This is a genomic window from Cohnella soli, from assembly GCF_042655525.1.
GTDB lineage: Bacteria > Bacillota > Bacilli > Paenibacillales > Paenibacillaceae > Cohnella > Cohnella soli.
Genome location: NZ_JBHSMI010000029.1, coordinates 398,271 through 420,511 on the forward strand (window position 1 = coordinate 398,271; position 22,241 = coordinate 420,511).

The following is a 22,241-nucleotide window of genomic DNA, read 5'->3' on the forward strand; positions in this document are numbered from 1 at the left end:
GTTTCTCACGATCGAAGTGATGCTCGCCCGTGTATTATTGCGCTACGATGCTGCCAGGGCCGAGCAGCTTCTCCATCTCGGCGATCAACGCAGGCGTCGGATCGACTTTGAATTCATTGCTTAGCGCGACCGTGCGGCGTTCGCGTTCGTATCGCAGCACCGTCGGCAGCTCGCCCGGATGCGACTTAAGCAATAGCTTGAGTCGGATCAACGTCGAAGGTAGCTCGTGCGGCTCGTCGATGCGAATGTAGACGCGCTGAGGACGTGCAGATGCACTTGCCTGAGCCTGAGTCTCAGTCGGAGTCGAAGAATGCGCTGCTGCAGCCATGGGCGGGGTTGAACGCCCTTGGAACGACGGTGTAAAGGACGTCCCGCCGCGCACCTGCGGTTTCAGTTGCGGCGCGGAAACTCCGCTTTGACGATTAGAATAGCCGCCGTTTCCGCTTCCATACCTGGAGCCGCTTTGTCCGATTCTTCGCAATCGCTCTACCTGTTGGGCTAAATCCGGCGCCGACAGCATCATAATATCGTCCGCCAGCAGCTTGTAATCTTCGTCGCCTTGCTGGACTTTAGCTCTGATGCATACGAGTTCGCCCTTCTTGGCGATGCTCGATGCTTTCCCCCACGTTGTCGGGAAAGCGACCAGTTCAGCCGCCATAATCCGATCCTCGATCTCTAGAAACGCCATCGATTGGCCTTTCTTCGTGACAAATGGCTTAAGCGAGACGATCATCCCCGCCGTGAACACAGTCGCCCCGTCAGCCGCTTCCGCTATATCGACGAGCCGATCCAACCGGAGCTCTTCATACCGTTCGTCGTAAACGTCGAGCGGGTGGCCGGATAAGTACAAGCCGAGCAACTCCCGTTCAAGCTCCAGCATTCGCGTCTGATTGTACGGTGGAATGTTCGGAAGCTCGACATCCCAATTCGGTGCCTCTTCCAAACCAAACAGTTCAATCTGCAAATCTTCCCGTTCCTTACGCCATCCGGCAGCCGCGACAATGGTCGGCTCAAGCGCTGCAAGCTGCTGCGCACGGTGCCCTGGCAACGATTCGAGCGCTCCCGCCTGCACGAGCGATTCGATGACACGTTTGTTGCATGTTCGCGGATCGATCCGTCTGCAAAAATCGCTCAAGCTGACGAACGGCCCATCCTTACGTTCGCGCAAAATGCTTTCGATCGCTTGCGTACCAACGTTCTTCACCCCGGCCAATCCGAAACGGATCGCTCCTTTGATGCTATCACCATCGGCCGAACGCGCAACTGGCGTAAATAACACGCCGCTTTCGTTCACATCCGGCTTCAGCACCTCGATGCCGAGACGACGGCACTCGTCCACATATTCCGCCGTCTTGCGCTGATTGCCAACGACCGACGTCAGCATCGAAGCCATGAATGCGGTCGGATAATGCGCCTTCAAATACGCCGTCTGGAATGCAAGAACTGCATAAGCGGCGGCGTGCGCGCGCGGGAAGCCGTAATCCGCGAAGCGGACGATGAGGTCATACACGCTGTGAGCGACCGACTCATCGTAGCCGAGTTTCAGACTGCCCCGAACGAAGGCAGCTCGTTGCTCATCAAGTACTTCGCGCTTTTTTTTGCTGACCGCACGCCGCAGCAGATCGGCTTCGCCTAGAGAGAAACCCGCCATCGTCGAGGCAATTTGCATAATCTGCTCCTGGTAGACGATAATGCCGTATGTGTCTCCGAGAATCCGCTCCAAGTTGCGATGCGGATATTCGACAGCGACCTGTCCATGTTTCGCGCGAATGAATTGTGGAATAAATTCCATCGGTCCCGGACGGTAGAGGGCAAGAACCGATATGATGTCCTCGAACGAGCCAGGCTTCATCTCCTTAAGCACGCGGCGGACGCCCGTCGACTCTAGCTGGAAAATCCCCGTTGTATCGCCGCGGCCAAGTAGTTCGAATGTCGGGGCGTCTTCATAGCTGACGTCTTCCCAGTGGAAATCGCTCCCGGTTTGCTCTTTGATCGAAGCAAGCGTCCGCTCGATAATGGATAACGTGCGCAAACCGAGGAAATCCATCTTGAGCAAACCGACTGACTCAAGGTTTTCCATCGAATATTGCGTCAGCGGAATGCCGTCCGTGCCTTCCTGGAGCGGCACATAATCGGTCAGTGGGTCAGATGAAATGACAACGCCTGCCGCATGCGTGGACGCATGTCTTGGCATCCCCTCGACGCGACGAGCCATCGCGATCAACTCGGCGCTAGGCGAATTTCCGTCCGCGATCGCCTTGAACTCCGAGCTTTCCTTCATAGCACGTTCGATCGACATTCCCGGCATCGGTGGTATCAACTTGGCGACCTTATCGACGTCGCCGTATGGCAAGTTCAGCACACGCCCGACGTCCCGGACCGACGCTCGCGCAGCCAGCGTTCCGAACGTAATAATCTGCGCGACATGCTCTGCCCCGTATTTCGTAACAACGTAACGAATCACTTCCTCGCGTCTTTCGTCGCTGAAGTCGATGTCGATATCGGGCATTGTCACGCGCTCCGGATTCAAAAACCGTTCGAACAGCAGCTTATGCTTGATCGGATCGACGTCTGTAATACGCAATGTATACGCGACCAGGCTTCCCGCGGACGAGCCGCGACCCGGTCCGGTCATAATGCCGTTCTCGTGCGCGAACCGGATAAAATCCCAGACGATCAGGAAGTAGTCGTCGAAGCCCATCTCCCCGATGACGCGCAACTCGTAAGCGAGCCGCTCCTCCGCCTTCGCGCGATAATCGCCATCTCGCCATTCCGGCAGCGCCTCGTATCGAGACTGCAGCCCTAGGCTGCACAGTTCCCGCAAATACCGGCCGGCCGTTCGTCCTTCCGGAAGCGGAGAAAATTCGGGCAAAATATGCCGCCCGAACTCCAATTCGAGCTCGCAGCTATCGGCAATCTTCAGCGTATTGGCGATCGCGTCCGGCACATGGCGGAACAGGCCGGCCATCTCTTCGCCGCTTTTCAGGAACAGCGCGCTTGTCGTTATTTTGAACCGTTCCGGGTCGTCGACCGTTTTGCCCGTTCCGATGCACAGCAGGACGTCTTGTAACGATGCGTCCTCTTCGTTAATGTAATGAGAGTCGTTCGTAGCAACAAGCGGAATGCCTAGCTCCTCCGACAGCTTCATAACGCCTGCGGCTATTGCTTTCTGCTCGAGAATGCCATGATCTTGAATTTCAAGGTAATAGTGCTCGCCGAACAAATCGCGATAACGGACCGCCGTCGCTTTCGCCGCTTCATAATCGCCTTCTGCCAGCTTCCTGCTCAGTTCGCTGCTCATGCAGCCGCTTAAACAGACAAGTCCTTCCGCATGCTCCGCCAACGCCTCGAAGTCGATACGAGGACGATAATAGAAACCTTCCAGATGGCCGATCGAAGTCAGCTTCATCAAATTCCGATAACCAGTCGCATTGCGCGCCAGAAGCGTCAAATGATAGATCGGCTGCTCCTTGCGAGATTGCCTTTCATGCCTCGACCCGGCTGTCACGTACGCTTCCATGCCGATAATCGGCTTGATGCCGTGCTCGAGACACGCTTTATAGAACGGGATCGCCCCATACATCACGCCGTGATCGGTTAGGGCCAGCGATTTCATGCCGAGCTCCGCCGCCTTGGCCGCCATTTCCTTAATGCGTGCCGCACCGTCCAGCAAACTGTATTCGCTATGTACGTGCAAATGAACGAAATCGCACATCGTTATCCCTCCCCCTATCCCGAAGGCTTTTATGAAACATATGTTCCTCTTCTTGCAATTGTATCATAAGGAGGCGGGAGAGTCCCATACATATGATAGAGAGGACAACCTCGGAGGAGGATTCGCATGGACGGGTTCATGACGAAAGCGGCTTTCGGCTTCTTCATCGCGTTCGGCGTCGTCGTGGGAGCGGCATTGCTGGCGGGGCTAGGCTCGGTTTTCTTATTGACGCCGCCCAAGGACAAAATGATGCAAGTGGTAGAAAACTTGAAAATATGGGCAATTGTCGCCGCAGTAGGCGGTACGATCGACCCTATCCGCGTCATCGAGTCCAACGTGACCGAAGGATATTTGGCTCCCGCGATGCATCAAGTCGGCTATATTATGTTCGCCTTCCTTGGCGCGCACCTGGGGACGGAGCTTGTCCAGTGGATGTGCCGCAGCGGGGGGTGACGATTAGTGAGGGTGCCTTCTTTTGCGAAGTTCCGAAAATTCATGCAAGTGACCGCCTTCTTCATCTGCGGTGCGATCGTCGGGGCCGCCGTCTACAATGCGATGAAGCTGGATCTAATCGACCGCGTGTACAGAGACAATTACGAACTCCGCGATCAGCTCGAGACATTGAAGAACGATATGAAACTGGCTAAGGAAACGCGGAAAGAAAACGTCGTGAGGCAAATCGTGACGATTTTGGAGCAAAACGACCGCGTAGGGACGGACATCGACATTTTGACGCAGACGGAGCTGAAAAAGAAGCTGAAGCGCGATCTCGAAATTTTCGTCGGCCTCAGCATTTACAAAATCAACACTCACGCCGAATTCGCCCGCAAACTGCTCGGTAACAAAGTGTACGAAAGCGGGGACAGAAATTATAAAGTCGTCATCCGCACGATGCTGCTCGTCGACGGAGTACTGCAAGTATGGGCATCCGCCGAGGAAGTGCCGCCGACTTGATGGGCTTTCCCACAACCGCTCCCTGCGGGCGAACCACCTCGAATTGTGGTATAATGGTCGCGATTACGGACAATCCGTCCGTCCGAGAAGGAGTTGCTCGCTGCCATGACTGCCGTTTTGCAATGGGTTTTCGGCATTTTGATCGTCGCGACCTGCTGTTCGTCCGCCTATTTCAGCTTCCGTTCCCGCCGTTCCGGCAATCGCCGCGACAGCGGCTTGTACGCTTCGCGCATGAATATCAGCATGGGCCTCATGCTCATCTTCATTGCGTTGATTCAAATGTTTATTTTCACCGGCTCGTCGGTGCGAGTCGTCGTCGGCTCGGTGTTCATGCTGCTCGGTTTGTTTAACCTGTTCGCGGGCATGCGCAACCACGCACAGTTCTCCCGGCTACCCCAATAAGCAAACAATCGACCCGGCCTCAAGCCGGGTCGATCGTTTGTGCAGTCAGCATCGCTTTCGCGACCGCTTCCCCTTCGTGCAATACTTCCACTTCCACTTTCACGTATCTTCTGCTCGCTTCGATAATGTACGGTACGATCGTTAAACTTGCGTCCACCGGCACAGTGCGAAGGAAGTAAGTCGTCATATTGTCCAGTACATGCTCGCTCTTGCGCAAGTCTTCAACAGCTCTGCTGGCCGCTTGCTGCATTAGCGTCGTCAGCACGCCTTCCGAGATTGTGCCGAGTGGACCCGACATCTGCGGCGTTGCTAGCCCGGCATAGGACGGCCGATTGTCCGCATCCCTTTGCTCTTCGAATCCGCCCCACATAAGCGCGTCGAATGTCTCTCCCAGATGCGCCGGCCGGTTGGCATACTGCATGGCGCGCAGAACTTCTCCTCGGCTGATCGTGCCGACCAGCTTCCTTTGCCTATCGACGACGGGCAGCAGTTCAATGCCTTCCGACACCATCCGGTGGGCGGCGGAAGCGACCGGCGTGCTTAACGTAACGGTCATCGGCCTGCGTGTCATCAGCTTGTCCAGCGGCTGGCCTGGAGGCGAACCGACAACGTCTTTGGACGTAATCATGCCGACGACCCGATTCCATTCGTCCAGGACTGGAAAACGCCCGTTGCCCGTCTCTTTGCTCAGCCTCTGGAAATCCGCCACCTGAGCGGATTGTTTTAAGGCATGAGAACGCGCGCCGGAACTTGGGTCAAGCAAATCCGCGATCATCATAATTTTACGTTTGATCAACTGGTCGTACATCGCACGGTTGATCATCGAAGCGACAGTGAACGTGTCGTGCTTGCATGTCAGTATCGGCAGCTTGCGCTCGTTCGCCAATTCCCTGACCTCGTCGCTCGTGCCGAACCCGCCCGTGATGAGCACGCCTGCGCCTTGCTCCAGGGCAACCCGATGCGCGTTCTCCCGATTGCCCACGATTAAGAGGCTGCCAGCGTCGATGTAAGCCATCATCTCCCCAAGCTCCATCGCCCCGATGACAAACTTGTGAAGCGTCTTCTCGAGTCCCTCCTGCCCGCCGAGCAGCCGCCCCTGAACGATTTCCAACACTTCCGCGAACGTTAACTGCTCCGGATGGCTGCGGCGTTTCCGGTCGACCCGTACCGTTCCGATCCTTTCCTTCGTGCTGACGAGCCCGAGCTGTTCCGCTTCCTTAAGCGCCCTGTAAGCCGTTCCTTCGGACACGCCGCGTTCCTTCGCCATCTGGCGAACCGGCACTTTCGTGCCGATCGGAAGCTCCCGGATATACTGGAGCAGCAGCTCGTGTTTCGTCGGCTCGTTCGTCGGAATATCGTTGCCCGGCATGGTCGATCCTCCTCTAATTTTGCAGCATTTTTAACTGATAGAACTCGCCTTGACGAGCCATCAGCTCTTCGTAAGTGCCAATCTCGACGCAGCGCCCTTGCTTCATCACTACGATTCGGTCCGCGTCTCTAATCGTCGATAACCTGTGCGCTACAATGAAGGTTGTCCGTCCTTTGACGAGTTTCTGCATTGCTTGCTGCACGAAAAATTCGGACTCATTGTCGAGAGCGGAAGTCGCTTCGTCGAGCAGAATGATCCTCGGGTCGCGAATAAGTGCGCGTGCAATGGCGATACGTTGCCGCTGGCCTCCGGAAAGCTTGCCGCCATGCTCGCCGACTTGAGTATCGATCCCGTTCGGCAATTGCGCAATGACATCCTCCAGATGGGTCATCCGGATCACTTCCGCCAGCTTCTCGTCGCTTACCGAAGGTAGTCCATATGTTATATTTTCTCGGATCGAACCGGAGAACAGAACCGTACTTTGATGAACGACCGCCAGGTGCTTCCGGTAGGCTGTCATGTCCAACTCATCCATCGGCATGCCGTCGACAAGAACTCGGCCGGAGATCGGTCGGTTAAAGCCGATAACGAGGTTCAGCACCGTCGACTTGCCGGCTCCGGAGGCACCGACCAGGGCAATGCTCTCGCCTGCTTTGACTTCCAGGTTGAAGTTGGACAAGACGTGCCGTTCCGAGTTCGGATAGCCGAAATCGACGCCTTCGAACTTGAATTGACCGTCTGCCGCCTTCAACCGCCTTTTCCCCTGATAGGCTTCCAAATCTTTGGACAGCAAAATTTCCGTCACCGAGTAAATCGATTCGAACCCTTTAGCGATGTTAGGATACACGTTGATAAGCTGAGACACTGAGTTCAAAATCATGGAAAAGAACGATTGATATAGCACAACGTCGCCTACCGGAATCTTACCCTTGTAAGCAAGAACGATCGTAAATCCGAGGCACAGCACTTGAAACAGTTGGAACGTGACCCACGCAGCGGAGCCAAAATAAGCTTCCACGATGTCAAGCCGATATCCCTTTGCACTCAACTTCTTCAGCGTCCCATCGATCTTCTCGATCTCGGTCTGTTCGAGTCCGTGCGCTCTCGTAACCGGCATCATGCCGACCATCTCCGACACTTGACCGGACATCGTTTCGATCTGCTTGCGGAATTCGTTGTTCGTTCGATGGATTTTTTTGCGGAAAAACGAAACGAAAAACAGCGCGAGCGGAATCGTCAACGCGAAAAAGCCCATAACAAGCACGTTCCGGGACGACGTAATGCAGATAGCGACGATGACGCTAATAATCGCGGGAAGAACGGACAACATGATCTGTTTCGATAGAAATTCGATCGCTTCAACGTCCCGCAACACTTTCGTTTGCAGCTTGCCGGCGGCAAGCTCCCCGTGCGCGGACATGGACAGCCTTTGCAGCTTTCGTACGAGCGTGCTGCGTAGCCCTGCTTCGACATAACGAATCGCCTTGCTCATATAGCGGATGTGCAACACGTGCGTCGGTATATTTTGCGCGATAATGACGCCGAGGACGGCGACGTTCCACCAAATTTCCCTCATGCCGAGTTCGCCCGATTTCGTCACAATGTTGATCAGGTTCGCCGTCACGATCGGCAGCACGTATATCGGCGAATGTTTGATCAGGAAATACATCATGGATAACGCCAGTTTCGTCCAATTGTCGCGATACAACAAGAAAAGCAATCGGATCGGTTTGCGCTCGGTCAACGAATCGTCGTTCAACAGGTGCTCGAAGTTGTAGGGCGGGTCTAACCGGCTTTTGCCGTGATCCGGAGAAGCGGTTGTCGCCGTTTGCATAGTTTGTTCCTCCTGAACTTGCGAATATGTAAACCTCGTTCATTGTCGTACATATTCACCCGCATGTAAACAGTCGAAACTGTCGAATTCATTCCATTATTTACTTCATTCCAAAGTTGATTTAGTATCCGAGTAGACACTTGTCTGGGGCCGGGGAGTGAGTCGCATGGAAACTGAATTTCTGAATCGAAGTTTCATCAGCACGCGGGATTGCGATTGGCAGGACGTCGGTTTTCACAACCATATGACGCTGGAGATCAGTATTCTCCTTGAGGGGCGCGGATTGGTCGAATGGCCGGATGGCAAACAATATCTGGAAGCCGGCCAACTTGCCATCGTTCCCGAGTGGGTCGATCATCGTTATGAAGGCTTCGGCTACAATCGTTATGCGGTTATTCATCTGGCAAGCATCCCTTCCGACATGAAGAAACTACTGTCCCATTTTGCCTGCGACAATAAGCCCGCTATTTTTTTCTTATCCCGTCTTGATAAGGAACGATTCGAACGCCTTTACCGCGAGTGGCTGAGAATTCAGATTTCTCACGTGAAAGAACAACGTCTGACTTCTATCGCCTGGACGGAAGTCATTCTGTTGTTCTTGCTGGAGCATTCTCGGAAAAACCAGCAGACGCTAACGATTACGAGCGCCGCCGATTATATCCGCGAGAATTTGCAGCAGCGGGTACAAATATCGAGCATTGCCGCCCTCGCCGGTTTGTCCGAGGCGGGTTTTCGCCGATTATTCGAGCAAATCTACCATATGAGTCCGAAACATTATCAACAGCAATGCCGGATGACGGAAGCCAAATGGCTGCTGAGCTCTGCGGACAAAGACCTGAAGGACATCGCGGAACGGATCGGGTTTACTCGGCTGCACTCCTTCTCCCAATGGTTCAAACAGACGGAAGGCATATCTCCCTCCGAATGGCGCAAGCAGCAGCGGCTTGGATGGTTTCCCGCCGACACGGCGGATTCGTAGCGTTTTGCGTAAATAATGACCGGATTCCAATAACGACAGGCTCTCCCGAATATCCTATTCTTCTAGGTGTAACGAAGCGGATCATCGTCCGATTCGGAATTCGGAGAGGAGCATGGCAATGACGGTCAGATTTGGTTTTATCGGGGTTGGCGGCATGGCGGAGCATCATATTCAGACATTACGCAGAATTGAGCATGCCCAGGTCACGGCAGTGTACGATATCGATCAAATTCGGTCCCAAGAAGTGGCTGAAAAGTACGGCGCCCAATCTTTCGCGAGTTACGAGCAGTTGATTCATTCAGGCGAAATCGACGCTTTATTCGTATGTACTCCTCCTTTTGCACGGTCGGGCATCGAAGAAGCGGCGGCAAGTCAAGGCATTCACCTGCTGTCGGAGAAGCCGGTCGGTTTAAGCATGGACGAAGTCCGGCAGAAAGAACGTGTCATTCGCGAATCCGGTATTATTCACACTTCCGGCTACTGTTTGCGTTATTTGGATATTGTGGCAAAAGCGAAAGCCTATTTGGCCGATAAGCAGGTAGACTTGGTGCTTGCTTATCGTGTTGAAGGGATGCCGGGCGTGAGATGGTGGAGGATGCTGGAACAATCCGGCGGACAGCTCGTCGAACAGTCCACGCATCAGCTTGATTTGATCCGTTATTTGGCGGGAGATTTTGCAGAAGTGAACGCCATTCATGAGCAAAGATACATCCGTAACATCTATCCCGACGCTACGGCCTACGATGTCGGAACCGTCTCTTTCAGATTGGAGTCGGGAGCGATCGGCAATATTACGAGCAGTTCTCTCGGAAAATACGCCGGACGCAGCGGGGTCGAATTTTTCGGCCATGACTTTTACCTTGCGATCTCAGGTGCGACATTGCGCATTAAGGACGAGCATCAAGATTTGACCGAAACGTCGGAAGTCGATTTCTATTACGAGCAAAACAAAACATTCGTCGAAGCGATTCGCTTCAACAAGCCCGATCTGCTCTTGGGCGATTATTCCGATGCTGCCGACACTTTAGCCGTCACATTGGCCGCGAATGAATCAGCCGCCATCGGCAAACCGGTCGTTCCCGGAAGGAGAGAGCCTTTTGCTAAAATCAATTAATCAATGGTGCTTCAAGCCGGATACGTCGCTGGAAAAAATTTTCGCCATCAGCAGCGAAGCCGGATACGACGCGGTCGAACTCAACTTATACGAGCCCGGCGGTATCGGGTTCACGATGGATACAACCGCTGCAGAAGCGGAGAAAGTCGGACGGTTGGCGCGGGATTATGGCCTTCAATTGCGCAGCTTGTCGACGGGGCTGTTGTGGCAAAATCCTCTATCCTCGGCAGACGCGTCAGTTCGCGCACAAGGCCGCAAGGTTGTGATCAAACAGTTGGAGCTGGCCGAGCTTCTCGGCATCGATACCGTACTTGTCGTCCCGGGATCGGTCAACCCGGAAACTTCGTACGACCAATGTTATGAACGCAGCCAGCATGAGCTCCAACTGCTTGCGCCCGAAGCGGAAAAGCGTCATACGCGCATCGGTATCGAGAACGTATGGAACAAATTTTTGCTGTCTCCGCTCGAAATGGCCGCATACGTGGACAAAATCGGTTCCGCTCACGTTGGCGTCTATTTCGATGTCGGCAACGTGCTGCTTTACGGTTATCCCGAACAGTGGATTCGAATACTAGGTTCGCGCATATTCAAAATCCATGTCAAAGACTTCCTAACCTCAGTAGGCAACGGTCACGGCTTCGTCTCCCTGCTCGCCGGGGACGTCAATTGGCACGCCGTTCGACAGGCGCTGCAGGACATCGGTTACACGGACACGCTTACCGCCGAACTGGGCATCTATGCGACCGATCCGCTTCAACTCGTCTATGACACTTCCCGTCATCTTGATGTGATCATTGGCGGCGGGGCTCGGTAAGACTCATAATCTTCCTCCCATGTCATTTTCATATGCTATAATTTATTAAAATGGAATGACAGGCGAGGTGATGCCGATGAAATGGGTAGAAATTGCCGAATCCCATCCGAGTCGTTTTGTATTAGTTGAAGCGTTGAAAGCAAGCTCCAATGATCGTGTGCGTCTATTAGAGGAAATGGCGGTTATACAGGATTACGAAAACCCACAAGAAGCATGGAATGGGTACAAGCAATTTCACAAGCTGCATCCGTCACGTGAGCTTTATGTATTCCATACGAGCCGAAACGATGTAGAAGTGGTTGAAGAGTTCTTCTCAGGCGTGCGGCAACAGACATGAAGATCGTTCTTCAGCACGGCTTGCCGATTGTTACTTTGACCTTAACCCATAAGGGTCAATCCGTCCTGTTGTCCAACGTCCTGCTTGATACCGGATGTGCCGCAACGGTTTTTGACACCGATGTGTGAAATTTGCTACGAGCAATTGATCTCAGAACTTCATATTGAAAACATCGCATTAAATGATTTTCCTATTCAACTCGGATCGATTCAAGAATCCTACGGCTTTGACGGCATATTGGGCATTGATTTTATGTTAAAAGCCAAATGCAAAACTGATTTTGAAATCATGGAAATCTCATTTGCCCTTTAGAACCAGCGATGACTTAAATGCATCGCTGGTTTTTTAATTTCGCTGAACTTACACATCAAAAAGCCTTCTCTACGCCCATGGTCCGGCAGCGAAAAGATGGCTTAGTTTATTTCCTTTACGCTCGGATTCACCAGATGAGCCGGACGATGTCCAGACATTGCATCGATCAATTGATTAGCGGCCAAGCTCGCCATCTTGATACGCGTTGCAACACTGGCGCTGCCGATGTGTGGCAAACTGACCAAGTTTGGCAAAGTCAACAACGGATGGTCGGGGACAACCGGCTCACGCTCGAATACGTCCAGGCCGGCGGCCCAGATCGTGCCGTCTCGCAGCGCTTCGTACAAGGCATCCTCATTGACAATCCCGCCACGGGCGGTATTGATAAGCACAGCTGTCGGTTTCATCTGGCGCAACTCTGCCGCACCAATCAAATCATGTGTCTGCGGCGTATAAGGGGCCAGCACACAGACGAAGTCTGATTGACGAAGCAACTCGTTCATATCGGTGTATCGAATCCCGTAAGCTTCTTCCGCCACTGGCTTTCGTGTGCGGTTGCAATACAGCACATTCATGTTAAATCCCTTTGCACGCCTGACCACCGCTTCCCCGATTCGCCCCATCCCAATAATGCCGAGGGTGGAGCCAAATACATCTTGACCCGTCAGCAACATGGGAGACCAAGTCCGCCAAGCTCCTCTGCGCAAGTATTCCGAAGCCTCCAGCAGCCGCCGTGCTGTGGCCATCAACAGCGCGAAAGTAAGGTCTGCTGTTGTTTCCGTCAGTACATCAGGTGTATTGGTCACCATGATACCGCGTCGTGTCGCAGCCTCCACATCAATGTTGTTGTATCCGACTGCCATATTACTCACTACCTTTAATCGGGGAGCCCGCTCTAATAGAGCCTCGTCGACCTGATCAGTCAATAAACAATACAAACCTTCAACATCGGCAATCTCTCGTTCCAACACATCGCGCGGCACCGGCACATCGCTCTCTGACCATACGCGCACCTCGCAGGTCTGCCGAATCATGGCTAACACTTCATCCGGGATTTGTCTTGTAACGTACACTTTTGGTTTCATATCAACCATACCTTCCAAATGACTTTTGCCAGAGCAGAGGTTTTAGATAGTTTACTATATACTTATGCGAATATACAAAACACGAACGGGATCGTTCGAATAACTGATCTAGCCTTAAGCTACTCAATTCAACCTGAATTGGAATGTTCATCATTCGTTCTGAGGATTCACATTCCCTCATGTACATGATGATGCATGATGCATTTTGAATTCAAACCAAAGGCGATAAAGTGCATCAGCCCATTTTCTTGGACCTCCGCACCACCGGAAAACCCCTTTCATATGATAAAGTTGACTGTATCCCTATACCTTGTAATCACACATTCCCGGGCAAGGAGGGGTGACAAACGTTGAAAGGCAGCGACCACAAGAGCAAATTCCTACTCACCAATCGGGAACGCGAAGTCTTCGAACTGCTCGTGCAGGATAAGACGACCCGCGACATTGCGCAGCAGTTGTTTATCAGCGAGAAAACGGTCCGCAACCACATCTCGAATGTGATGCAAAAGCTGAATGTCAAAGGTCGTTCGCAAGCGGTTGTCGAGCTTATTAAGCTCGGGGAGCTAAAGATCTAAAGCAGTCGCACGCTCATTGCCGCTTCATCGTTGGCGCAAGCCTTCTTTTTCGCTGCCGGACCGGGGGCGGAGAGAAGGCTTTTTGAGTTGTGTGGAGCCACCCAGCACGCAAAAAAGCCGCAAGCAACGGGGCTACCCGTTGCTTGCGGCTTTTTTTGCGTGAGAGCGAATGCACGAGACTATTTGTTGCGGCTGCTGCCAGAAGGCCCCGGAAACACCCGCTCGACAAGCGCGTTGAACTCGCTTAGGAACCCCTGAAGCGGATGCCCCATGCGCACATCGGCTGCGTAACCTGCCATCCGGCTTTCGAATTCCGGATTCGCGGATACGAATACGTTCTCGGTGGACGGCGATGATGCCCTGACTAAATCCGCGATTTTGTCTTTCTTCGCTTGCATCGATTCAACGCGATGCGCTCTCGCTGCTCCCGGGGCTTTCTCCTTAACGGCTACGTATGCATTATGTTCCGTAATCATGACGTAAGCCTTGTCGATTCCGGGCATCTTCGCGATTTTCGCGGCGACTTGCTCTCCAAGCTGGAGATGCGAGTTGTCATGCATGCCGACAATGTTGTTGTTGACGCGCTGTTTCCCGTATATTCGGTTTCGCTCGTTGTCACTATCGTTCGCGAACTTCGACTGCATGCCGTTGCCGATTGCGTTCGGGCGAATATTTTTGTTGCCGAGATCTCCCGTCTTTCCCATGCATCCCGAAAGCGCGAAAGCCAATGCTATTAACATGCACGTGGTAAACGTTCCGGCGCGTTTGATCTTCATTTGTTGTATGCCCCCTTGTTCGTTGCCGTATGGAAATTGGCGAACGCTTCGCCAATGCATAGCTTGCGCTCCGACATTTCGGAATATGCACAACGAATCAAGTATCACCCGTAGCCACGCCGACGAGCATTGCCCGATCATTTCAAATCTAGACGTGATCAAGTGGCATTGGGGATTCGACGTTCCGGCCATGGCTACAGGGACCGAAGACGAAATCATGAATCATTTCCGACTCTTCCGGGATGCCATTAAAGCAAGAATCGAGCATTTTGTTCAGGAAGTTCAGTAATTGCAAAAAGCTGCAGACCAAATGGATCTGCAGCTTTTTGCGATAGCCCTGCTATACCTTTTCTGCTTCGGAAAGCCAAAACTCGCCTAATAACCGCTAGGAAGCGCGAATAGTTTGCCTTCGCCTGGAGTGAAGGAGGCCGACATTTGTCCGGTCGAGCTGTTGTAATTCGTTGCCGTCTCTGTGCTGTTGGACTTAGAAATCTCTTTAACTGTGGACGGTTTCGGCGAAAGCGTGAAAGAAACCGTTCGGGGATTAACTGTATCCCTGTTCACCACGAGGACAAATTTGCGATCGTTGGCATCCGTGAAATAGCCGATTAGGAGCGGATCTGCCGCATTATCGGGCTTCAGGAAAAAACTCGCAGGCAGCGCCGTCGTGTCCGCAGGCAACGTTCCCGTATGATATACTGCTTGGGAAGTCAGTGTTTTCAACGTCGGCCCGAGCTTCAATACCTCTTGGTTGATTTGTTTATCGTATTCGTACATCGTGTTCAAACCGTCCGGGGCCATAATTTTGTTCCCGTTGTGGTCCAGAATACCGCTCGTAAAGCTCGTCTCCGCCGGGTCCACGTTCCAATACATGAAATATTGCAGTCCTTTGGCTCCGTACGCCAGATTCGTATAAATCTGAAAACGCATTTCATGCTGGTTGGGCACTCTGAGATAGCCCGGTTCTCCTTGTGACTGCAGATACGCCCAGAATTCTACCTGTCCGAGGAGCGACTGCCTGCGAACAACTTCCAGATTCGTGAAATAATCCGTGGTTACGCCGCCCCCGACCCTGAACGGATAATGGTCGAAGCTGAGAACATCTGGCTCAGTCGCTACCCATTTGTATACATAATCCTCGTACAGGGTACTGATGTTCTGGTTAATCGTCATCCAGAAATCTGAATTGATGGGGTTCCCGTTCACATAGGCTTGTCCGTCTTTGTAATATTTCGTTCCGAGCACAGATCTCACTACCCATCCGACTATCCCATTGCCACCACCAGCATGAACAAGCTCGGCAAAGTACGACGTATTGGGACTGACCGTAGCGTTCAGGACAAACTGTGGTCGGTTGTTTGCTGGTTTCGCATAATTCGGGCTTTGAGCGATCAAAGTGTTCTTGGCTGGCGAATCCCATAGCTTGAGAGAAAGATATTCATTGGACTCCCACTGGCTGCTATCGATATTGAGTTGCATGGCAGAAATATAGGAGGTTTTTGAATTCGTCTTGAATTTTTGGCCCAGAGATTGGGTCGGCGTCACGTATTCCCCTTGTGCCTGATCCATTCCGATTTGGAAGTTCGAAGCGTATGTGGGAAAAAGATTGACATAGGTACCGTGACCCGGGTCCTTCAGTCTGAAGCGCTCGATCATCGCCTGCAGCCGCGCGAACTTCTGGCCGGAAGGTTCGTCATTGACGAAATGGGCGAACAGGCCGGGATGCGTCTTGAAATGATCCGCTATATTGTCGATAACGCTGTCAGAAGGTCTGCCGTTATCCTCGTATGCATATTGCGAGAAATTCATTTTGAAGTATAGGTCTCCGCCTCCGGCGACCCGATTCTCATAGGCCGTACCACCTCCGTAAGAAGCGGAATTTGCCGTATAGCTCACCCACCCGACGCCCCAAGAAGCCGTACTCGTTAGCTCCAAATAGTAGGAATGTCCAGATTGAAGGTATTTGTTGAGAATAAAAGCTGGCTGGGCGACAGCATGGGCGGCCGTAATCGTGTAACTGCCGAGCTGCAGGCCGCGGGGGCTGGATGGCGTGCCGAATTCATACAGCGTCATTGTCAGGTCGGCGCCCGTCACCCAATATCGCGGATCCAAGTTCAACGTCACCGTCGAAAGCAGCCAGTTGCTTCCAGAAGGCGACGTGAACGTCTGACCGATAGGATTTGTGCTCGATACATAAAGACCTGAGCCCCCGTTTAATTGATTGATATTCGCACGATTGAAGTCAAGGCTGTCGTCGTAACTGAATGCTTTTAATCCGTTCCTGTAAGTGGCGTCCATCAGATTCGATACTTTGTCCAAAGTATTCGCTCCGTTGCCTCCCATGACGAACGTCGCGCCGAAATCCTTCATCTCCGTATAAATAGCATCCTCTTGATAACGGTCCGGATACGGCGGAGCCCCTACTCCGATAGGGAACGGATCAGCCTGAAGGGCCACGGCTCCGGCGGCTTGCGGCATCACCATAACTGCTATAGCGATCATAGTTCCTATGATTCCAATGAATGGCTTTCTCATCCTTGCCTGACGCTTTGTCATTATTCTCATCCTCGTTTCCTCCGAAAATAATTGCCAGATGTCATTTCCATTGAATCTCTATCGCGAGCTTTGTATTGCCGATTTCCGCCGTTCCCGTCAGCACGATGTAATAGGTGCACCATTCTTTTCTCGTCGCATAGGCGTACCGCCGAACCTCCACCTCCTTCCCGTTCAGTGTGGCGGTAATTTGGCCGACCCTCTCCGGATCGGCAAACGCAAGCTCGATTAATGTATCGGCTCCATATCCGGGAGCGAAGGCGTCCCATTCGATGAACGGCAGATGAATATCCGTTTCCAGCTTCAGCGTTCCGCTGTCCCGGTTCCAATGTGCCGGAGCCTCCGTTTTCAGTTCATGCGGTTTCACCGCTACCGCCAAAGCCGGGATGGATGAACCCAGCTCGATATCGAGCCATACGTCCGACTCTTCCGAATAAGCCCCCGACACCAACCCGCCGAGAAAGGGGCAGCCCGGCTGTGGAAGAACAATCTCTACGCCTCCGGGCAAGACCTTCCAGTGTGTAAGTTCCCGTGAAGCCGTCGTTCTTGGAAACACGACTTCCACAGTAGCAACGTGCCCTTGCTGTCCCAGAAAATGCGCTTGGGTGGGAAACGTGAACATCGGTACCATTGGAATGGGACGCGCCGAAGCTTGAGCAACGTTCTCCCCCTCCGGAAGCAACAGCTTCAGAGGTACATGCTTTCCGATCGGAGCCGTCAGCTTCATCCGGTATCCTGACATCGTCCTCTCCGCATCTGCCGGGAGACCGAACACTTTCAATCCCAACGGTTTCACGTGAGGTTTGATCTCGATATAGCGGACGCTGTGCGGAGGCATCTGGCATTCGATCATCTCTCCGTATTCCGCAAAAGGAAGTGGATGTTCCGCAATCGGACATTCCTGCGGGTATATCTCGTATAGGTCGAAGCAAGCAGTCGCGTCCGCCTTTAATCCGATGGAGCCGTCCAAGCGAATGGTCAACATGCCGGGAAACGGATTAGCATTGATCAGACAGAGGAAGCCGCGATGACCGTCCGTATGCGCGTATGCCTCCATCGCTCCAATGCCAGGACTGTCTCCGATCTGCTTCGTATGCTTCCACAACTCGAAGTTCGTGCGAATGAAGAGCAGCCATTGCCGCAGGAAAGAGACACACGAATCCCGCATAGCATAAGGAACTCTATCGAGGAACGTCCTCCATTCCCCGAGATACAAATTTGGCGTTACTGCCAATCCCTGAAGCAGACTATATTCGAAATATTGGATGTCTTCAACTCTGCTGCTTCGGGTGTAATAGTACTCGCAATTCGAATAGAATCGGTAAGGCACCATATAGGAGTTGTGAAAGCTGACCATCTGTTCCCTTCTGGTGTCGCCCATGAACTTCAACATATTCAGGTTAGGCGTATATTCCCGAACGTGAGGATCAGTTAAATAAATATTCGGATTAAACCAGACAAGCTTCGGCATCAACTCCAGCCAGTTGCCACTATTCGTCCAGATCAAATACTCGGGATGCAAATCCGCCAGCGACGTCATCAGCTCAACAAGTCCGCGCACTTGATGATAGACGTCGCCGACGGGATGGCCATGGTCTGGATCATAACAAGGATACAGAAACAACATGTCCAAGCAAATCATTTGTTCTCCATATTTGCGGTTATGCTCGACCAGCCTGCTGCGGAGAAACTCAGCATAGGCTTTATTGCCGAGACACATCTGGCCTCTCTTGCCTTCGGCATCCAGTTGGCGCCATTCCGGTCGGTCCAGACAACGTTGCTCATAATTGTAGTGTGGGCAATAAAGTTCGCCAGGATGGACGTAATCGCCGATCCGAACTCCGCGTTCCGCACCATACGCAACCAGCCGTCGAAGAGTCTCACCGACGATGGAATCGTCTTCCGGCCAGTCGAACACCCCCTCGAATACTTGATAATACTCGATGCCTGCTTCCGCACATAGATCGATCTCTCGTTCCAGTATCTCCGGCGACAACGCTAGAGTTGGGTTGTCGAACATGGAGAAGAACACCCTTCCGTCCCTCACGTCCGTCATCCGATTCGTAATGCAGGTAGTGCCGAACACTGGTCTCTCGAACCGCAGCGGAAACCGCTGCTCAATGTAAGTACTGACAGCCTCAATCTCTGCACGATCGTAATCCCCGCTAACCTCGCCGGATAACGAGCAAGCCCCGATGCTTAACGTATGGCAGGCATAACTAACTCCGGACTTTAATTCATCCAAAGGTTCGTAATAAATGCCTTCCTCCGATATTCGGCTCCCAGGATAATCCAAGGAAAGGAAAAACGATATGTTTCCCTTCCGCAGGAACAGGAAGTTGTCCTGCAGCTCCGTTGAATGAACGAGTCGGACATCAACTTTCTCCCAAATGCCGGGCATCCAACAAACCCGATCCAATCTTACGTTTCGCCCGACTGTAAGCTCTAGGGATAATACTGTGAATCCGTCGCCGCATGTCTCCTGCTTCCAACTGGTGGTCAGTTCTCCACTGGCTTCAGCGCGGAACAATGAGCCGCTTAAGTGCACGGTTTCTCCCCCCGCGCTTAATGTCACACAACCTGAAAACGTTTCCATTTTCAAAGGAAGAAATCGGGGAAGGCTCCAATCGAATTCCCCCGTTACACGCATATCTTTCGTCAAGCTAGGCACCTCTTTCGTAATCACTTAAAGGAGTTTCTGCTCAGCGGAACAGCAGAAACTCCTTGCGCTCAGAAGCCGAATTATTCCAATGGTGGTACAGTGTTCAAGTTTTTCGTTCTCTCTTCAGAAATTTCCTCATAACCAAGCTTTCTTTCTGTTTCTTGCCACTTCGCGATAATTTGCTTGATTTCATCTTCAGATTTTGCCAGGACACCGGAAACGACCATATCCTTCCATCTGGTTGCGTAACCTGCTCCTTTCTTCGTTTCAATCGGTCCAGGCAATACATAAGCAGCTCGGTCTGTGATGTAAGAGTAATTCACGGCGTCCTCGAAACCTTTGTAGCCGATGTTTTTTAACGTCTCGACGACATCCGCCCTCTTGTCATACGCAGTCGGAGCATAATATTGAACCGTGAGATCGAAGTTCGGCGACGGACTGTAGTACCAGATTCCCTCAGGAATTTTCGCACCCAAATTACCTTTGAACTTGTCGATGCTTTCTTGCGTCTCTACGATCTTTTTATCAGCGTCGTACTCCCAATCCTTGCCTTCCAGCCCGTAGTTCGTAAGTTTCCAGCCCTCGTCGCCCATCGTATATTCGAAATATTTGATCAGTGCATTTAACTTCTCCTCGGAGATAGTCTTTTTCACGATCCAATAGGAACTGACGCCGAGCATCCCTTTGCGAATATAAGCGCTGTCTAACTGCGGATTCGTTTTTTGATCGAATACGTACGTGCCAACGAACAGCGCGTTCGGATCGCTGCTTGAGATCGCATCGTTCGCGGTCATCACGTGCGAACCCCAAGTACTGAATAGGCCGACTCGACCGCTCGCGACCTTTTCCTCGAACTGGCCGTACTTCATCGTTAAGCTTTCCTTGTCGATCAATCCTTCTTTATAAAGTCTGTTATAATAATTGACGAATTCAAACAGGTTATCGGTAAATTCCATATCATGACGTTTCGCTTTGCCATCCTTATCCGTGAACCAATCGTTCAAACCAAACGTAATATTTCCTGATGAGGCCAAGGAATAAGCCGGATTGTCGAACATATATTTGTTGGTCCAGAACATCTCGCCGAAGTCAACGGACGGGATGACCTTCTGACCATTCGGCAGCTTGATCTTGTCTTTGAAAGCGATCAGCGTATTGTACAGTTCTTCCGTTGTCTTCGGAATCGGCAGACCTAACTTATCCAACCAATCTTTTCTAATCAGTGGGCCGGCTCCCGGTTTTGATGCTTTGTTCGATCCGTAATTTTGCGGAACGCGGAACAGCTTGCCGGTTTCCACATCAGAACTGATCGGTAGAAACTGCGCGACTTGGCTTTTGTAAGTCGGCATTCTATCCAATATTTCATTCCAATCGAGCAAGATGCCGTTTCTGCCCAGCGAATCGATCGTTTGCGCTGCAAGTGTTGAACTAGTCGTCATGAGAATGTCCGGCATGTCGGCTGCTTTAGTCGCTGCCCAAAGCTGCAGCTTCTTGTCCGCTTCATCAGAGCTTCCGGCTTTGATCACATCTAACTTAACTTTGAAGCCTAGCGCCTTCTCAAGCTCTGGTCCAATTCTGTCCTGTGCTTCGTCGACTGTCGGCCATCCCCAGTTGAAGGAAGATACGACAAGCTCGGCCGGTAATTTTACTGCCTCCTCCGATGGCGAGTTGCTTGAAGACGGAGTGGAAGGCGATTGCGTCTGCGCTGACTTGGATTCGCCGGCGTTATTGCCGGACTTGGAGCAACCGGCCAACGCAGATGTAGCAAGCAGTGCTACAGCCAAAACCGGCAGCATGATCTTGTTTCGTTTTCTCATGTAAACCTCTCCCTTTTTCAATATTATATAAATACCAATGTGGTACTCATATCAGTCAGAAAGCCTACCCCTTCACCGAACCGAGCATCATGCCTTTGACGAAGTATTTCTGAAGGAACGGATAAGCGACGATGACCGGGAGTGTCGTAATGACAAGCATAGCCATTTTCACGGATTCCGCCGTTACTGTCACTCTGAGGCCCGAATTCATTTTGGAGATGTAAGCGATGTTGGACGCTTCGTTCGTCTGAATGATTTTTAACAGAACGTTTTGCGCGCTCCATAACTTCTCGCTCGTCATGTAAGTAAAACCGGTGAACCAATCGTTCCAATGGAATACTCCGATGAATAACGCGATCGTCGCCAATACCGGCGCGCTTAACGGAACGATGATTTTCCAGAATACCGCGAGATCGCCCGCACCGTCGATGACGGCCGACTCTTCTAGCGCCGGCGGCAATTCATTCAAATAGGTTCGCACAATTAAAATATGGAAGGTTGCCAGCAGATGGGGCAACACGTAAACCATAACGTTATTGACCAGGCCTAACATATCCATGATCACGTAAGTCGGAATGATTCCTCCGGAGAAATACATCGGGATCAAAATCCACCAATTCAGAAACTTTCGGAATACGAAATGTTTCTTCGTCATCGCAAAGGCAAACATCGCGGTAAGCAGCAAGTGAAGAATGGAACCGACGAACACCCTGAACAACGTAATCCGGTAAGCGTCAAGAAGCTCCGCCGTTTTAAAGATTGCTTTGTAGTTTTCAATAGAGAAGTCTCTTATCCACAAATAAATGCCGCCGCGCTGTGCGTCCAATGGATCATTGAGCGATACGATCATCACGTAATAAAACGGATACAAGCATAGGAAAGCGAAAGCCAGCATCAGAAAACCATTAAAGATAGGGAACGCTTCAAACTTGCGAACTTTCAT

Annotated in this window: 17 protein-coding genes and 1 pseudogene; 9 read left to right on the plus strand and 9 right to left on the minus strand. The window is 52.0% G+C overall.

Annotation, left to right across the window (positions count from 1 at the left end; genetic code table 11):
• Positions 1-34: 34 nt before the first annotated feature.
• On the minus strand, positions 35-3,715 hold the full coding sequence (locus ACFPOF_RS22165) for a DNA polymerase III subunit alpha (RefSeq protein ID WP_378136704.1): 3,681 nt from the start codon (positions 3,713-3,715) through the stop codon (positions 35-37).
• A gap of 126 nt (positions 3,716-3,841) precedes the next feature.
• On the opposite strand from ACFPOF_RS22165, the gene ACFPOF_RS22170 reads away from it, so the two are divergent.
• From ACFPOF_RS22170 to ACFPOF_RS22180, 3 genes are all read left to right on the plus strand, one after another.
• A complete protein-coding gene (locus ACFPOF_RS22170; protein ID WP_378136706.1) occupies positions 3,842-4,168 on the plus strand; it encodes a YtrH family sporulation protein in 327 nt (108 codons plus the stop codon).
• 6 nt (positions 4,169-4,174) lie between these two features.
• Positions 4,175-4,669: a hypothetical protein gene (locus ACFPOF_RS22175; RefSeq protein ID WP_378136708.1), complete on the plus strand. Its 495-nt coding sequence runs from the start codon at positions 4,175-4,177 to the stop codon at positions 4,667-4,669.
• Positions 4,670-4,774: 105 nt separating this feature from the next.
• A complete protein-coding gene (locus ACFPOF_RS22180) occupies positions 4,775-5,071 on the plus strand; it encodes a YtpI family protein (RefSeq protein ID WP_378136710.1) in 297 nt (98 codons plus the stop codon).
• 19 nt (positions 5,072-5,090) lie between these two features.
• On the opposite strand, the gene ACFPOF_RS22185 is transcribed toward ACFPOF_RS22180, so the two are convergent.
• On the minus strand, positions 5,091-6,440 hold the full coding sequence (locus ACFPOF_RS22185) for a DRTGG domain-containing protein (RefSeq protein WP_378136712.1): 1,350 nt from the start codon (positions 6,438-6,440) through the stop codon (positions 5,091-5,093).
• A 13-nt stretch (positions 6,441-6,453) separates the two neighbouring features.
• Positions 6,454-8,274, minus strand: a complete 1,821-nt coding sequence (locus ACFPOF_RS22190; protein ID WP_378136714.1) for an ABC transporter ATP-binding protein — start codon at positions 8,272-8,274, stop codon at positions 6,454-6,456.
• A gap of 166 nt (positions 8,275-8,440) precedes the next feature.
• Here ACFPOF_RS22190 and ACFPOF_RS22195 point away from each other — a divergent pair, with 166 nt between their 5' ends.
• The 4 genes from ACFPOF_RS22195 (at position 8,441) to ACFPOF_RS22210 (ending at position 11,518) form a co-directional block, all read left to right on the plus strand.
• Positions 8,441-9,253 (plus strand): helix-turn-helix domain-containing protein, encoded by an 813-nt coding sequence (locus tag ACFPOF_RS22195; RefSeq protein WP_378136716.1) that lies wholly within the window; start codon positions 8,441-8,443, stop codon positions 9,251-9,253.
• Between the two features lie 118 nt (positions 9,254-9,371).
• Entirely contained in the window at positions 9,372-10,367 is a 996-nt protein-coding gene (locus ACFPOF_RS22200; protein WP_378136718.1) for a Gfo/Idh/MocA family protein, read from the plus strand.
• Positions 10,351-11,181, plus strand: coding sequence for a sugar phosphate isomerase/epimerase family protein (locus ACFPOF_RS22205; protein ID WP_378136720.1), 831 nt, complete (start codon positions 10,351-10,353; stop codon positions 11,179-11,181). The genes ACFPOF_RS22200 and ACFPOF_RS22205 overlap by 17 nt, the downstream gene beginning before the upstream one ends.
• Before the next feature lie 76 nt (positions 11,182-11,257).
• Entirely contained in the window at positions 11,258-11,518 is a 261-nt protein-coding gene (locus ACFPOF_RS22210; protein ID WP_378136721.1) for a hypothetical protein, read from the plus strand.
• A gap of 413 nt (positions 11,519-11,931) precedes the next feature.
• On the opposite strand, the gene ACFPOF_RS22215 is transcribed toward ACFPOF_RS22210, so the two are convergent.
• A complete protein-coding gene (locus tag ACFPOF_RS22215; RefSeq protein WP_378136723.1) occupies positions 11,932-12,915 on the minus strand; it encodes a 2-hydroxyacid dehydrogenase in 984 nt (327 codons plus the stop codon).
• Positions 12,916-13,265: 350 nt separating this feature from the next.
• Here ACFPOF_RS22215 and ACFPOF_RS22220 point away from each other — a divergent pair, with 350 nt between their 5' ends.
• Entirely contained in the window at positions 13,266-13,490 is a 225-nt protein-coding gene (locus ACFPOF_RS22220; RefSeq protein ID WP_019422432.1) for a helix-turn-helix domain-containing protein, read from the plus strand.
• Positions 13,491-13,669: 179 nt separating this feature from the next.
• On the opposite strand, the gene ACFPOF_RS22225 is transcribed toward ACFPOF_RS22220, so the two are convergent.
• Positions 13,670-14,266, minus strand: coding sequence for a YhcN/YlaJ family sporulation lipoprotein (locus tag ACFPOF_RS22225; protein WP_378136725.1), 597 nt, complete (start codon positions 14,264-14,266; stop codon positions 13,670-13,672).
• 115 nt (positions 14,267-14,381) lie between these two features.
• Here ACFPOF_RS22225 and ACFPOF_RS22230 point away from each other — a divergent pair.
• A pseudogene (locus tag ACFPOF_RS22230) lies at positions 14,382-14,555 on the plus strand (low molecular weight phosphatase family protein); the annotation flags it as partial.
• Between the two features lie 86 nt (positions 14,556-14,641).
• Here the strand turns inward: ACFPOF_RS22230 and ACFPOF_RS22235 are convergent.
• The 4 genes from ACFPOF_RS22235 to ACFPOF_RS22250 all read right to left on the minus strand — a co-directional run bounded on the left by ACFPOF_RS22235 (position 14,642) and on the right by ACFPOF_RS22250 (position 22,241).
• The gene (locus tag ACFPOF_RS22235; protein WP_378136727.1) at positions 14,642-16,831 is read right to left on the minus strand and encodes a beta-galactosidase; all 2,190 of its coding nucleotides are present in this window, start codon (positions 16,829-16,831) and stop codon (positions 14,642-14,644) included.
• A gap of 31 nt (positions 16,832-16,862) precedes the next feature.
• A complete protein-coding gene (locus tag ACFPOF_RS22240; RefSeq protein WP_378136729.1) occupies positions 16,863-19,481 on the minus strand; it encodes an alpha-amylase family protein in 2,619 nt (872 codons plus the stop codon).
• A gap of 80 nt (positions 19,482-19,561) precedes the next feature.
• Complete coding sequence (locus tag ACFPOF_RS22245; RefSeq protein ID WP_378136731.1) at positions 19,562-21,298, minus strand: type 2 periplasmic-binding domain-containing protein; 1,737 nt, start codon at positions 21,296-21,298, stop codon at positions 19,562-19,564.
• Between the two features lie 64 nt (positions 21,299-21,362).
• Entirely contained in the window at positions 21,363-22,241 is an 879-nt protein-coding gene (locus ACFPOF_RS22250; RefSeq protein WP_378136733.1) for a carbohydrate ABC transporter permease, read from the minus strand.

What these genes read in the sequence shown, in the direction of transcription:
- ACFPOF_RS22165 (WP_378136704.1), bottom strand. Translation starts at nt 3,715, where the DNA reads ATGTGCGATTTCGTTCATTTGCACGTACATAGCGAATACAGTTTGCTG.
- ACFPOF_RS22170 (WP_378136706.1), top strand. Translation starts at nt 3,842, where the DNA reads ATGGACGGGTTCATGACGAAAGCGGCTTTCGGCTTCTTCATCGCGTTC.
- ACFPOF_RS22180 (WP_378136710.1), top strand. Translation starts at nt 4,775, where the DNA reads ATGACTGCCGTTTTGCAATGGGTTTTCGGCATTTTGATCGTCGCGACC.
- ACFPOF_RS22185 (WP_378136712.1), bottom strand. Translation starts at nt 6,440, where the DNA reads ATGCCGGGCAACGATATTCCGACGAACGAGCCGACGAAACACGAGCTG.
- ACFPOF_RS22190 (WP_378136714.1), bottom strand. Translation starts at nt 8,274, where the DNA reads ATGCAAACGGCGACAACCGCTTCTCCGGATCACGGCAAAAGCCGGTTA.
- ACFPOF_RS22195 (WP_378136716.1), top strand. Translation starts at nt 8,441, where the DNA reads ATGGAAACTGAATTTCTGAATCGAAGTTTCATCAGCACGCGGGATTGC.
- ACFPOF_RS22200 (WP_378136718.1), top strand. Translation starts at nt 9,372, where the DNA reads ATGACGGTCAGATTTGGTTTTATCGGGGTTGGCGGCATGGCGGAGCAT.
- ACFPOF_RS22210 (WP_378136721.1), top strand. Translation starts at nt 11,258, where the DNA reads ATGAAATGGGTAGAAATTGCCGAATCCCATCCGAGTCGTTTTGTATTA.
- ACFPOF_RS22215 (WP_378136723.1), bottom strand. Translation starts at nt 12,915, where the DNA reads ATGAAACCAAAAGTGTACGTTACAAGACAAATCCCGGATGAAGTGTTA.
- ACFPOF_RS22225 (WP_378136725.1), bottom strand. Translation starts at nt 14,266, where the DNA reads ATGAAGATCAAACGCGCCGGAACGTTTACCACGTGCATGTTAATAGCA.
- ACFPOF_RS22235 (WP_378136727.1), bottom strand. Translation starts at nt 16,831, where the DNA reads ATGAGAATAATGACAAAGCGTCAGGCAAGGATGAGAAAGCCATTCATT.
- ACFPOF_RS22245 (WP_378136731.1), bottom strand. Translation starts at nt 21,298, where the DNA reads ATGAGAAAACGAAACAAGATCATGCTGCCGGTTTTGGCTGTAGCACTG.
- ACFPOF_RS22250 (WP_378136733.1), bottom strand. Translation starts at nt 22,241, where the DNA reads ATGAAAGTTCGCAAGTTTGAAGCGTTCCCTATCTTTAATGGTTTTCTG.